The sequence below is a fragment of the Aeribacillus sp. FSL k6-2211 genome (assembly GCF_037966125.1).
Taxonomy (GTDB): domain Bacteria; phylum Bacillota; class Bacilli; order Bacillales; family Aeribacillaceae; genus Aeribacillus; species Aeribacillus composti.
This window is the reverse complement of sequence record NZ_CP150190.1, coordinates 377,725-390,300: the sequence shown is the minus strand read 5'-3', so window position 1 is coordinate 390,300 and position 12,576 is coordinate 377,725. Positions and strand designations below refer to the sequence as shown.

Here is a 12,576-nt window from a genome sequence, read left to right as displayed (position 1 = left end):
TTCCATTCTTACCTAAAAACAATTTTTTGACACTGCCAATATTTCTGATTCGAAAGCAAATAAAGATGGATGGCACCTTAATAAATTTTATTTGAAATCAATATAAAATTGAATTATACCTCTTTCGTCCAGCCGAACTTGTCTTCCGCTTTTCCGTATTGAATGTTCGTGATCGTTTCATAAAGCTTTTTAGAAAACTCGCCTGTTTCAGAATTATTCAATAGCATTTTATGCTCATTCCATTTCAGCTCTCCGACCGGCGAAATTACCGCTGCTGTTCCTGTTCCGAAAACTTCTTCCAATTCCCCGTTTTTGTAGGCATTGAAGATATCTTCTATTGAAATGCGTTCTTCATGCACCGGTACTCCCCAATCTTTCACTAGCTGGATAACGGAGTCTCTTGTTATACCGCTCAAAATGCTTCCGTTTAATTTTGGCGTGTACACTTCACCGTTGATTTTGAAGAAAATGTTCATGCTTCCAACTTCTTCTACATATTTATTTTCTTTTCCATCGAGCCAGAGCACCTGATCGTATCCTAATTCCTCCGCTTTTTTTTGGGCGTATAAGCTAGCGGCATAGTTTCCGGATGTTTTAACATGACCAACTCCTCCCGGTACAGCGCGAACATATTCATCTTCAACATAAATTTTTACAGGAACGAGCTGACGGCCTGAATAGTAAGCTCCAACTGGCGACAGGATAATCATAAACTTGTATTCGCTTGCTGGTCTAACTCCTAAATATGGTTCCGTTGCAATGATGAACGGTCTGATATATAAAGAAGTGCCTTCTTTATTTGGAATCCAATCTCTTTCCACTTCAACAAGCCGCACAATGGCTTCCAATACTAAATCAGGGTCAATGGGCGGAATACACATTCGTTCGCAAGAGCGGTTCAATCGCTCTATATTTTTATCCGGTCTGAATAACAATGTGCGACCGTCATTCGTTTTATAAGCTTTCAGCCCTTCAAAAATTGCTTGCCCGTAATGAAATACCATTGCTGACGGCGAGAGCACCAACGGTTCAAACGGCACTATACGAGGGGAATGCCACCCTTGCACCTTATTATAATCCAATATAAACATGTGGTCTGTAAAATGTTTTCCAAATCCTAACGACTCAAGATCAGGCTTCTCTTTTAACCGGTCCGATTTAATAAATTCAATAACTTGATTCATGTTCATCCATCCTTTCTCATTATTTTAATTTTATTGTGCGCTGCTGACTAGACCTATTTGGTTGCCAATTTTTATTGAATGCTTGATTGGCTAAATCGGGCTTTTCTTTTAGCGGGCAGCATGGCGACATAGCCAATTAAAAAAACATGCCCCAGCAATCACCAACGCATAAAACATCGGTTGATTGCTGGGGCGAGATGCTTCGCGGTACCACCCAGCTTCTCTGTATTCCTCACAGAATACAGACTCAGCAAGTCACACATAGATGACTTTCTTCGTAACGGAAGATCCGTTGTTTTATACTTTGGCAAAAAGCCATTTCTAAAACAAGGCTCCAAGGCGATCTTCAAAGAGAGATAACGGCTGGCCTTTCAGCCTATGGGTCAGCTCTCTAATACGTCATCGCTCTCTTCTACTGCTCCTTTTCCTCACCTTTTTCATATGAAATTATCAAAATAAAAACTCGCCCCAATCCAAAAAGAAATATTGGATTGTTGAGGCGAGTTTTTCGCGGTACCACTCAACTTTTCTGTATTCCTCGCGAAATACAGACTCAGCAAGTCACGTACATGACTTTTCTTGATAACGGAAGAACCGTTGCTTTATACTTTAGCTTGCGCTATTTCTAAAACAAAGCTCCAAGGTGACCTTCAAAGAGTGGTGAACGACTGACCTTTCAGCCTGCGGGTCAGCTCTCTATGCGCCACCGGCCTCTTTTACTGCTCCTTTTCTTTGCTTTTCTTATCTGAAAATAATTTATTTAGTAAATAATTTTGAAAATGATTATATAACCTCTTTCGTTTTAAGTCAATAAGAATTTAGTTTTTAACAAAAATTTGTTTCCGACACGTCTCGATTTCACCCAATTCATCACTTTTTCTCTATATCTGAATAAACTGACATAAGAAAAATGAAAGGTGGGATATTTGCATGTATGCTAATACACATTATGTAAACTACTATTATCCAGTTTACGACCACAGCTTCATTAGACAAAATAGAAACAACAGCTCCATTGACAATATACTGAAGGCTATCTTAAACGGAATTTCTTCTGAAGCAAGTGCTATTGATTTTTACACAAGATTGGCAAAGGCGGCGGAAACTTCTGAACAGAGACAGGCAATTGAACATGCACTAGAAGACGAAAAAATACATTTACGAACATTCACGCAGCTTTATCAAACATTAACAGGAAAAAAACCGGTTTATCAAACAAAAATAACTCGATTCCGAAATTTCCAAGAAGGTCTGCGGATCGCTTATGAACAAGAATTGGAAGCATATGAGACATACCGCGATAATTATTTATCTACACAAGATCCAATGATTCGAGATGCTTTCTTTAGAGCCATGACTGATGAAATTGAACATGCGTTAAGATTTAGCCACGTACTAAACAAGAAATAGTCGAAATCAATTTTTGCTTCCAGTCATATGAGCGGTCTCATTTGGATCAAATGCTAAAGGGACTTTTGTAATTTTACTTGTTGTTTCATCAAGTGCGACAAGATCACTTTTGTTCACATCATGAACATTTGTTTTCCCTAAACCTTTGACAGCGACCTGTATTTCTTCCGAAAATGACGTTAAAAAATTAGATAAATAATATGCTGCCTCCTCTTTATTAAATTGATCCGCCATTCTTCCGCTATAAAAGGCCAATACCGTCGGTGGCTCAAATGGTATTGTTTTTACGACCTGTGTATGCGTCATTGCCCATAAAGCAGCAGTTCCTATATAAACAGCGTCTGCTCCAAGCGCCAAAGCCTTCAATGCATCCCCGGGTGTATTGATTCCGCCGCCAATCAATAAGCTCACTTTTCCTTTCATTTCTCTTTTTGTTATATAGTGGACAGCCCTAGTCAATGCATAAATCGTCGGCAATCCGAAATCATCTTGTATGATCGGCGCCGATCCTTTTGTACCTGCCTGACCGCCATCAATCGAAATAAAATCCACACCTGCCAAAAGTCCGTATTCAATATCTTCTTCAAGCCTGTTGCTTGCACAAATTTTGATTCCGATCGGGACTCCTCCAGTGAGTTGTTTTAATTCTTTTACAACCTTTCTTAAATCGTTCGGACTGTTCCATTCATTGAATCTTCTTGGAATAACTGCGGTCTCATCCGGTTTTAAACCTAATATATCACGGGCTTTTCCTTGCAAAAATTCAGGTGAAATTCTTGCCGGGACAGCAGCTGAAGCTCCTTGCCCAATATGGATTTCCACAGCATCTGCCTGTTTTAATACATCTGCATTTTTCCCCCAATTCGCAGTGTGGTATTGAACGATCAAATGCTTTGCCCGTTCACGTTCCTCTTGTAAAAATCCCCCTTCACCGATGTTACAGGCTGTTCCGACAACGGCTGTTCCCCAGGCTTGGGCAATTCGAACTTGTTCGCTTACGCCAAGACCATATGCCATCCCGCCAAGCAAAACAGGTATATCAATTGTGAGAGGTTTTTTGGCCAAGGGACCAATAACCGTTTTCATTTCCACTTTTGCGTCCTCTTTTGCTGGAAAAACAGCGAGCTGAGCGGGTGAAAAAACAAGTCCGTCAAAGTTTAGAAATTTTCGCGGGCTACCAAACGGGCGGTCAATAATTTTCCCTTCTGCAGCCCTCAAGCTGTTCTCAACGACAATCCTTGGGCTTATCCGCATAAAGGCACTGACCATTTCCCAGACATTTTCCGCATAAGGATCACCCATGAGAATTTTTGTAAATGATGAAACAGCCTTTTTAATAAGAGGGCGAATAGTTAATAACACGATCACATATGTCAGAAGGGGACTTAATAATAATGCACCTATTACCAAAAATTCATTCATCCTTCATCGATCCTTTTGAATATGGTTGTAGATGCTTTCTTTTTTGCCGTTTGCCGCGAATGGCTATGATCACCAGCAATATACAAGGAATAATAATTAAAATCGGCAGCTCAATGAACAATGGAAGCTTTTCCTTTAAAAGTTCTTTTTTCTCGATCTCATTTTCCGCACTTACAATTGCAATGACAAAAATCATAATCGCTGCAGGTAGTATAAAAGGCTGGTGCTTTTGTTTTTTAAACAGCTCCGCCATTCCTACAACTCCTGCATAAAAAAAAATATTTAATTTTATGAAAAGGCCGATAAATAAAGTTAAAATGACAATCGGATCCATTCTCTGAAAAAAGTCGCCGACATTGATTTTTTGGGCTGTATCAAGCAAAGGAAGATCGGCTAATTCCGTTCCGTACACCCCAAGCACTGCAATAGTTAATGCAAAAGTCCATGAGACGGCCAAACCGCTGAATAAAACCGATAACGTTTCAATTCGCACACCGTTCTGAGGTTTGTTTAAGTATGGAAGTATCATGAAAAAGACAACCATTTCGCTATAAGAAATGATAGACGGAAACACCGCTTTGATTAAAGGAAATAAGCCATCTTCTAAAATTGGCAAAAGATGTATCGGATCAACAATTCCGGAGGCAAACACTAAAAAATTTCCCATTATCCCTAGAGTGATCATGATAAAGAAAAGCAGCTGGGCAACTCTTGCGAACACTTCAATTCCTAAAAAGCATGAATAAGAAATAAGTAAAACTCCAATCAATAAAACAACTTCAAGAGGCGTTTCAGGCAAAAGATATTTAATGATGTTATCCCCAGTATCCCGCAATATAAAGCCGGCGATTAAGATAAAATAAAAATTATATATGATTGAAAGCACTGTACCAACAATTTTCCCTGTGTTTTCCAAAAATATTCCTGTCAAGGTTAGGTTTGGAAAACGATTATAAATTGGACCGTAAATCATTAAAATAAGGAGAATGTTAATTCCGGAAACAACTAACACGGCGATCCAATTATTTTGCTTTACTTCCAATCCTAGCCCTGTGACAATCAGACTTCCAAATTGAAACAAAAACATAAATGAAAACATCTGTAACCCATCGATTTTTGCTTTTTCCATATAAAATTCCTTCCATTTCCCTGCTCTCAATCCTCCAGCTTGTGAAGCGGAGGATTGTTGATCGTGCCTGTTCTTCGTATTTTGACATCAACAGTAGTTTTTATTGGAAGTTCAGTGAACGTTTCCTTCCAATGTTTTTTTATTTTTTTCCAATTTTTATAATCGTCCCGATACAACGCTTTTCCAAAACCGAAAGCATCGACTCGGTAATCTTGCTGAACATTCGAAAGAACTTTTTCAACTTCTTGTTTTATTTCTTCTTCCGTCTTTTTTTCTATCTTTCTTATCGTTTTTGTATTTGTTATTGTGAGATGCTTGCATTGTACATCCGCTACATTTCCTTGAGCCTCTATATGAACTTCACCAACGGGATTGCCTTTATGCATTTTTGTTTTTAGCTGGCTTTTTGCAGAAAAAATGTCAATGCTTATCTTTCCGTCATTCTTGCATGAAATTTCTTCGATCGTCCGATGCACTTTGCCGATAATATAATGAAGTCCTCTGCTCTGTTGTTCATCCAGCCAGCCTATTAATCGGTCTTGGTGAAACAAAGCGATTCCTTTAAATTTTAATTTTGCTTCAGGGTCAATTTGTTCATAATTGGCTTTCGTTTCACCGACTTGCTGATTGCCTTCTACTGATATTCCTGTCAGTTTCACTTCGATCCCTTCGCTGCTTAAATCCGATAACAATTGATCAAGAGTTACAGATATTGTCGGCGCCCATTGCTTATCTGATAATTCAAGAGAATTAAAAAGCTGGTTCGCCGGGATATCTTCTAACGCTGTTAAAACTTTTAAAATATCCCCTGCCTTGGCATCCTTTGCAACAGTTATATAAAAATCTGTTCTCATTTCATGATCGCGTGACAAAAGATCAAGCACCTCCCCAATTCCCTCTTTTGCTAATTCCTCACCGATTACTAAAATCCGCAAATGAGACGAGTAAATTCTCCTTGGAACAGCAGTGGTCATTCGCCGTATAGCTTCAATGATGGTGTGACCTTTCTCTTGATAAGTCATAACAGGAGTTTTATCCCCTTTACTCATCAGCATGGCAATTTGACTAGGGTTTACTATTTGCGAGGTCACCACATACTGGTCTCCTTCTTTATCGATCCCTAAACCCACTTGAATGGCAATCGTGTTTAATTCTCTTCGGTTCCAGCAGCCGGATAACAACAACAAAACAACAGCAAATAAAAGCATCTTTTTGAATTTCATTTTTGCTTAACTCCAGCATTTTTATTTCTTGTTAATATTTGCATTTTTCGTTTTTTTATTCTTAATGCAAGAAAAATTTGCACAAAAAAAAAGACGCCAATGCGTCCATGTTCATGATCGATTTTTAATGAGCTGTCGTTATTTCAATTTGATTTCCGGAAGGATCGATCGTGTATATTTTTCCATCTTTTTCAGTTATACGTGCATTTATTTCTTTTAATCTCTTGATCACCTGATCTTTTTCTTCCTTATTCGGCAAAATGATTGTGAACCATTTAAGCCCGACACTATTCTCAGGAGGCTTTGGAGCCCCTATACCGTTCCAAGTATTTAACGCAATATGGTGATGGTATTTGCCGCTAGAAATAAATAATGCATGAGATCCATATTTTGATGTCATTTGAAAACCGAGGCCTTTACAATAAAATTGTTCTGCTTCATCTAAATAGGCAACATGCAAATGAACATGACCAATAATGGTTGCTTCAGGCATCCCTTGCCAGCCCTCTGGATCTCTTTCAGAAAATAAATCGTTTATATCTAACGGAATCGTGTCCATCACAACTTGATTTTGATTCCATTCCCCATTCGCCGACTTTCGATCAGCATAAATTTCAATGCCGTTTCCATCCGGGTCTGCCAAATAGACCGCTTCACTGACCAAATGATCGGAAGCACCCTGCAGCGGATAGTTCATTTGAATGAGATGATAAAGGGCATTAGCTAAATCTTTCCTTTCCGGCAATAAAATGGCAAAATGATATAACCCTGTCGTCCGGACTTGTTTTCTTATGACATTATCCGGTTGTTCGACAATCAATAGCGGCTTCTTTCCATCAGCAGAAAAAACGACTTTATTTTCCTTTTGCTCTAATATTTTAAACCCCAATAAATTGTGGTAAAACGCAATAGATCTCTTAAGATCCTCCACTTTGATCGATACTCCCCCGATATATTTATTGGGCGAACGATGAAATTCAAGCTCCATGTATTATCCAATCCCTTCTACAAGATTCTTTAGCTTTTGACAGGCAGTTTAATCTCAAATTTCGTTCCTTTGCCTTTTTTACTTGTCACGTTGATTTCTCCTTGATGCAGGAGCACTAACTGCTTCACAATTGAGAGTCCTAACCCGAATTCCCCGTATTTATTGTTTGTTCTTGACAGATCTGCTTTGTAAAATCTCTGCCAAATGTTTTCAATTTCTTTTTCGTCCATTCCGATCCCGGTATCTTCGATTTCAATGATTGTTTCCTTATATCCAGGTTTCCCACGCAAAAATATTTTTCCGTTTTGTGTAAACTGAATGCTATTTTTAACAATATTGATCAAAATTTGAATGAGGCGATCATAATCAGCATAAATGATTTCATTTTCATCCGCTTCAATGATCATAATGTTATTTTTCTCCTCAGCTTGTGAAAGAAGCTGTTCCTTCACAATTTCAAACACATCAATTAACTGTATAGGTTCTATATTTAGCTTTACTTGATTCGACCGAATTTTTTCATAGTCCAAATTTTCATTAACTAGCCGAATCAGCCTTTTTGCCTCTTGGCTTACTAATTGAATGCCTCTTTCTTTTTCTTCTTCAGGAATCATATCGCTTTTTAATCCTTCAATGACACCGCTGATCGTTGTAAGAGGAGTTTTCAACTCATGAGAAACATCTGCAATAAACTGTCTCCTTCTTTTTTCAAGCCTGTTTATTTCCTCCTGAGAAGCTTTAAGCTTTTTTACCATTTCATTAAAGTCGCTTGCCAGTTCACCAATTTCATCGATTTTGGAGGCATTCACCTGGACGTCATAGTTTCCAGATGACACCATTGACGTTGCTTCACGAATCCTCTGAATTCTCCGAACATGCAGCTTCGATAAAAGACCGCTTAGCAAAAATGAAACCGTCAACGAAATTAAAATTGTATAAAATAAAAACTGATTAATGTCGCTGATGGTCTCTCTTGAACCGCTTATCGGCGAAACTAGGAGAACTCCTCCCATCAGCTCCCCGTTCACGATGAATGGCAAAGAAACGAAGGATACCGCCTGATCAAACCGTTTTAAATCTTGCTTGACCACGACAATTTTGCCATCCTCCAAACTCTCCCATTCTTTTTCTGACATTGTGAACCGCGGGAAAAAGCCAGCTTCCGGATAAAAAATTTCGCCTTGTTGATTAAACACACTGAACATAATATTTCGTGTCCTCAGCACCTGCCGGTATTGATCCAAAATCCGGTTTCCGCCCCAATTATCGCGGCTATAATCATGTAAAATGTTTTGGCCGTAGGCAATCAATTCTTCTACTTTATTTTGATAAACATAGTTTTCAACATATTTTGCAAAGGAAAAGCTCAAAATCAAGAATGCAATGACTAAAACTCCTATATGGCTAATAAGCAGCTGATACATATATTTAAGTTTCATCGTGCTTCACCGATTCGTCGAATTTATATCCCACCCCCCAAACCGTGTGAAGGAAGTTTTGCGCTTCAGGCCCGAGCTTCTTTCTCAGCCTTTTCATGTGGACATCAACTGTTCTTTCATCCCCGTAAAATTGATACCCCCATATACTTTCCAGCAACTGCTCTCTCGTAAATACTTGGCGCGGATGTGTGAGAAAATGATAAAGGAGGTCAAACTCTTTTGGAGTTAGGTTATTAATCGATTGTCCTTTAAAATACGCTTCTCTTGCATCTTTGTCCACTTTAAAGTGTTTGGTTGTCACAATGTTTTTTTGACGAGGTTCTTGCTTGTTATATCTTCTCGCCACTGCCTTTATTCTCGCCATTAGTGCAATCGGGCTAAACGGTTTCGTGACATAATCATCGGCTCCCATTTCAAGTCCGATCACTTGATCGGATTCACTGTCTTTAGCGGTCAGCATGATGATCGGAACGGAGTGTTCTTCTTCTCTTAATTTTCTGCAAAGCGTGACTCCATCCATTCCGGGAAGCATCCAATCGATGATGAGCAAGTCCCAATTGCCACTCTTAGCGGATTGGTAGCCTTCAAGTCCATCATGGACAAATTCCCCTTCAATCCCTTCCTTTATAAAAAACATATTTAGCATCGAACAGACGCTTTCATTATCTTCAATCACCAATATTTTCATTCGTTATCCTCCCGCAAAAACAATCTCTATTTTCAAAATAAACGAGCCGGTAATCAGAATCAACCGCCGCAGCCTCTGTTCCGATAAATTAATTTTTCCATAACAGTTTGTCATAATTTGTTCATCTGTTTTAGATAAGCTTACTCATGAAAAACAGCAACGGAGGGAGAGGATAAATGAATTTTTTAAAGGCGCTGTTGAGCATATCGTCCAAAAGGCAAAAGCCTTTAAAATTATCATTTTTCCCATCATATATGTGTACTTGTCCTTTCAAAGTCTTGGCGACGTACGATCCGGCCATTGCAACCATTGCATATGCGGCATTTTCAACTAAAAGCTGAACCTGAAAAATGGGGTTTCAGCCTAATCATAAAAAATCGAGTAGGAGGGGGTGACTAACCCCCGACCTCTCACACCACCGTACGTACCGTTCGGTATACGGCGGTTCAATTAAGTATGACGTAGTGCTTGATATCTTTCGAATAGACTTCTTAACCCTCGACGCTTCCAATAGGAGTTGTCGAGGGTTTTGTGTAGAATGGGACTGCAGGCAATCCGCCAATATTTCTTGCGTGTATTGCCCCATTCGAATGCTTTATGGCTTGGAACCCCTAATCCTCTGAGTTTCCGAATTCTTGTTTTCGGGGTTTTCCATTCTTTCCACAAACACATCCGAAGCCTTCGTCTAATCCATTCATCAAATTCTTTGAACTTACTTGGTGTTTCTGCCAAGGCAAAATATCCGCACCATCCCATTAAATACTTGTTCAGTTTCTCAATCCTTTTCTCCATTGGATACGGTTTCGACCTTGATGTAATTTCACGGATCTTGTTCTTCAAACGTTTCACACTTTCGTTCGCAATCCGTACCTTTGGAGTCTTATTGAGTGTGAAGCTGAAACCGAGAAACTTCCGTTTCCAAGGACGGTCTACCGCCGATTTCTCTTTATTTACCTTGAGCTTTAACTCCTTCTCGATAAAGTTCGTAATGGAATTCATGACATGAATTCCTGCTTTCTTTGTTTTCACATAGATGTTACAGTCATCCGCATACCGAACAAACTTATGTCCTCGTTTCTCAAGCTCCTTATCCAATTCATGAAGCATGACGTTTGATAAAAGTGGACTAAGCGGGCCGCCTTGAGGCGTTCCCATGTCCGTTTCCATTACCACTCCATTGATCATCACGCCTGATTGAAGATACCGGCGAATTACCTTCAGTAGAATTCGATCTTTGATCGTTTTCGCCAAGATCCCCATCAGTTTGTCGTGATTCACCTTGTCAAAGAATTTCTCTAGGTCTATATCGACTACCCAACGATATCCTTCTTTGATATAACCCTTTGCTTCCCTAACCGCATCATGTCCCCTTCTGCCTGGGCGGAAACCATAGCTATGGTTCGAGAAGGTCGGATCAAAGATTTTCGTCAACACTTGGGCAATCGCTTGTTGGATGAAACGATCCGTCACGGTAGGGATCCCTAGAAGTCTTACTCCACCGTTCGGTTTCGGGATTTCGACTCGACGGACGGGTAAGGGCTTGTAGGTTCCTTCTCTCAACGACTGTCGAATGGAGTCCCAATTTTCGTAGAGGTGTTTTCGTAGGTCTTTTACGGACATGCCATCTACTCCGTGACTTCCTTTATTCTGTTCGACTCGTTTCAGTGCCGCCAGGAGATTTTCCCGTGACAAAATCATTTCCATCAACATTGATATCCTCTCCACGTGAACGAATTCTTCTATTTGTGCCATCTTCTGCTCCACCCTCTTGAAGTCCCCCGTGGGATTCACCACTTCCTCCTTCAAGTAAGTCCTATCGGATTGTCTGCTTCCACACAGAAGATGAACGCCTAGCGATTCGTTCTCCTTAATTGTTCAGTCCTTCCTCTTCCATCTCGAGCTTGAAAGAGTACTATGACTTCTGCTGACTTCTGACTGTTCAGCTATCTATCACTAGATAGGTTACCAAGGTTACTTGGCGTGCCAGCCAGACCTCCCCGGGTAAGAGTGTAATCTTTCCTTCCATCCATCTGCTTCATTTACTCTGTATCACCTTCGGCAGAAAGGGCTTTGTTTTGTTGTGCAAACTCACCCAGTGATACCTAGCCTCATATGAAGTTCGTGTTCCTCAGACCGGAAGTTTGCCGCTCGCTTCCTTCAGATTCCGCGTCGCCACGGACACCCTTGCGTTAAGCTAACTGCTACTTCTGCCTTCGCAGCTCGGGACTTTCACCCTATAGATTACACCCATGCCGGGCGCACACAAAACCCAAGAATGTTGTTATATCTACATTCTTGGGCCTTTTATTTGGAAACATATGATACGAAAATGGTCTTTTTTCAGACAGCCCCTTCATTTACAAGGCTTATAAATGCATCCGGAACATCTGTGATAATGGCAGACACATTGGCCTCCTTCAAGGGGATATAGTCTTTTACATGATTGACAGTGTAAACCCTTAAACGGCATCCTTCATTGACAGCTTCTTTTCCATATTTACTTAAGGCAAAAGATTTTTGGCAATGGATGTCCGCATGAATGGCTTTCGCTTTCTCAACGGCATTTCTTTTGATGCCTTGTATTAGAAAAGCTAAAGAAATGTTCTCGTCTAAACTTCGAACCTTTTCCAAACTTTCGTAGCAAAATGATGAAATAATAATGCGATCCTGCAAAGAATAGCGATAAACCTCATGCAATACATTTTCCTCTAAATTCAAATAGCGAAACAGACTGTTTTTCAGTTCGATGTTTACCGTTATCGGATCGCCGATTGACGAAATAAACCGCAAAACTTCTCCCAATCTCGGAACCATTTCGTTTGAAAAATCCGGGTGAAACCAGCTTCCTGCATCAAATCGGCTTAGTTCTTGATACGTATAATCTTTCACAAAACCTGTCCCGTTTGTCGTTCTGTCCACTCGCTCATCATGAATCACTACAACTTCACCATCTTTTGTCATCTGCACGTCCAATTCGATGCCCTCCACTTTTAATTCGGCTGCTGCACGGAAAGCAGCCATCGTGTTTTCAGGATATTTGCCGCTAAACCCGCGATGAGCATAAATATGCATCGTTTCACCCATTTTCATCTC

The 12,576-nt window shown here is 40.0% G+C and carries 10 protein-coding genes and 2 other annotated features; of the genes, 1 reads left to right on the top strand and 9 read right to left on the bottom strand.

Going from position 1 to position 12,576, the window contains the following annotated elements; genetic code table 11:
• Positions 1-113 precede the first annotated feature (113 nt).
• On the bottom strand, positions 114-1,184 hold the full coding sequence (locus NSU19_RS01945) for a branched-chain amino acid aminotransferase (RefSeq protein WP_063388219.1): 1,071 nt from the start codon (positions 1,182-1,184) through the stop codon (positions 114-116).
• 185 nt (positions 1,185-1,369) lie between these two features.
• Positions 1,370-1,622 (bottom strand) — a binding site (T-box leader).
• A gap of 54 nt (positions 1,623-1,676) precedes the next feature.
• Positions 1,677-1,926 (bottom strand) — a binding site (T-box leader).
• 188 nt (positions 1,927-2,114) lie between these two features.
• Here NSU19_RS01945 and NSU19_RS01940 point away from each other — a divergent pair.
• On the top strand, positions 2,115-2,594 hold the full coding sequence (locus NSU19_RS01940; RefSeq protein WP_066247086.1) for a ferritin-like domain-containing protein: 480 nt from the start codon (positions 2,115-2,117) through the stop codon (positions 2,592-2,594).
• A 6-nt stretch (positions 2,595-2,600) separates the two neighbouring features.
• Here the strand turns inward: NSU19_RS01940 and NSU19_RS01935 are convergent, their stop codons facing one another.
• The 8 genes from NSU19_RS01935 to NSU19_RS01900 form a co-directional block, all read right to left on the bottom strand.
• The gene (locus NSU19_RS01935) at positions 2,601-4,016 is read right to left on the bottom strand and encodes an FMN-binding glutamate synthase family protein (protein WP_144596851.1); all 1,416 of its coding nucleotides are present in this window, start codon (positions 4,014-4,016) and stop codon (positions 2,601-2,603) included.
• Complete coding sequence (locus tag NSU19_RS01930) at positions 4,009-5,145, bottom strand: GerAB/ArcD/ProY family transporter (RefSeq protein WP_327873190.1); 1,137 nt, start codon at positions 5,143-5,145, stop codon at positions 4,009-4,011. Before NSU19_RS01930 ends, NSU19_RS01935 begins: the two co-directional genes overlap by 8 nt.
• A 26-nt stretch (positions 5,146-5,171) precedes the next feature.
• Positions 5,172-6,368: a Ger(x)C family spore germination protein gene (locus NSU19_RS01925; protein WP_339198453.1), complete on the bottom strand. Its 1,197-nt coding sequence runs from the start codon at positions 6,366-6,368 to the stop codon at positions 5,172-5,174.
• A 124-nt stretch (positions 6,369-6,492) separates the two neighbouring features.
• Entirely contained in the window at positions 6,493-7,356 is an 864-nt protein-coding gene (locus NSU19_RS01920) for a VOC family protein (RefSeq protein ID WP_339198451.1), read from the bottom strand.
• Positions 7,357-7,385: 29 nt separating this feature from the next.
• Positions 7,386-8,795 (bottom strand): HAMP domain-containing sensor histidine kinase, encoded by a 1,410-nt coding sequence (locus tag NSU19_RS01915; protein WP_339194025.1) that lies wholly within the window; start codon positions 8,793-8,795, stop codon positions 7,386-7,388.
• Positions 8,785-9,483, bottom strand: coding sequence for a response regulator transcription factor (locus tag NSU19_RS01910; RefSeq protein ID WP_063388212.1), 699 nt, complete (start codon positions 9,481-9,483; stop codon positions 8,785-8,787). The genes NSU19_RS01915 and NSU19_RS01910 overlap by 11 nt, the downstream gene beginning before the upstream one ends.
• A 450-nt stretch (positions 9,484-9,933) precedes the next feature.
• Positions 9,934-11,193 carry a group II intron reverse transcriptase/maturase gene (gene ltrA / locus NSU19_RS01905; RefSeq protein ID WP_339199942.1) on the bottom strand — a complete coding sequence of 420 codons (1,260 nt, stop codon included), beginning with the start codon at positions 11,191-11,193 and terminating at the stop codon, positions 9,934-9,936.
• Positions 11,194-11,823: 630 nt separating this feature from the next.
• The gene (locus NSU19_RS01900; RefSeq protein ID WP_198318557.1) at positions 11,824-12,567 is read right to left on the bottom strand and encodes a glycerophosphodiester phosphodiesterase; all 744 of its coding nucleotides are present in this window, start codon (positions 12,565-12,567) and stop codon (positions 11,824-11,826) included.
• Positions 12,568-12,576: the final 9 nt, after the last annotated feature.

Excerpts from the sequence above, each read along its gene's own strand:
- NSU19_RS01925 (WP_339198453.1), bottom strand. The coding sequence starts at position 6,368 with ATGAAATTCAAAAAGATGCTTTTATTTGCTGTTGTTTTGTTGTTGTTA.
- ltrA (WP_339199942.1), bottom strand. The coding sequence starts at position 11,193 with ATGTTGATGGAAATGATTTTGTCACGGGAAAATCTCCTGGCGGCACTG.
- NSU19_RS01900 (WP_198318557.1), bottom strand. The coding sequence starts at position 12,567 with ATGGGTGAAACGATGCATATTTATGCTCATCGCGGGTTTAGCGGCAAA.
- NSU19_RS01940 (WP_066247086.1), top strand. The coding sequence starts at position 2,115 with ATGTATGCTAATACACATTATGTAAACTACTATTATCCAGTTTACGAC.
- NSU19_RS01915 (WP_339194025.1), bottom strand. The coding sequence starts at position 8,795 with ATGAAACTTAAATATATGTATCAGCTGCTTATTAGCCATATAGGAGTT.
- NSU19_RS01935 (WP_144596851.1), bottom strand. The coding sequence starts at position 4,016 with ATGAATGAATTTTTGGTAATAGGTGCATTATTATTAAGTCCCCTTCTG.
- NSU19_RS01920 (WP_339198451.1), bottom strand. The coding sequence starts at position 7,356 with ATGGAGCTTGAATTTCATCGTTCGCCCAATAAATATATCGGGGGAGTA.
- NSU19_RS01945 (WP_063388219.1), bottom strand. The coding sequence starts at position 1,184 with ATGAATCAAGTTATTGAATTTATTAAATCGGACCGGTTAAAAGAGAAG.
- NSU19_RS01930 (WP_327873190.1), bottom strand. The coding sequence starts at position 5,145 with ATGGAAAAAGCAAAAATCGATGGGTTACAGATGTTTTCATTTATGTTT.
- NSU19_RS01910 (WP_063388212.1), bottom strand. The coding sequence starts at position 9,483 with ATGAAAATATTGGTGATTGAAGATAATGAAAGCGTCTGTTCGATGCTA.